Annotated in this window: 1 protein-coding gene; it reads right to left on the reverse strand. The window is 50.2% G+C overall.

All coding sequences use genetic code 11. The annotated features are described in order from the left end of the window. Nucleotides 1-227 (reverse strand): hypothetical protein (locus CWC28_RS22240; protein ID WP_171038380.1); only part of this gene is annotated, 227 nt, incomplete at both ends.

A 227-nucleotide genomic window follows, 5' to 3' on the forward strand; every position in this document is an offset into this window, starting at 1 on the left:
TCATAAGCTTCTGCAAAGGCCGGGTCCAGAATGTGATCGTCACTGACGGCACCCACAGCTTTCAACTGCTCGTAAAAAGCAGCATTACCTGCTCCCTCAGCGTTCATCGAATACAAACCGGAAACGCTCATAGCATGGGCTGTGGCAGCTACATTCATCATTTCCTGGGTAATTTCTCCAGCCGTAACCTGCAGCGGCAGGGCCAGAATCAGTAAAATCGTCCTTAA

This window comes from Pseudoalteromonas sp. S4492, from assembly GCF_005886115.1.
GTDB classification, from domain to species: domain Bacteria; phylum Pseudomonadota; class Gammaproteobacteria; order Enterobacterales; family Alteromonadaceae; genus Pseudoalteromonas; species Pseudoalteromonas gelatinilytica.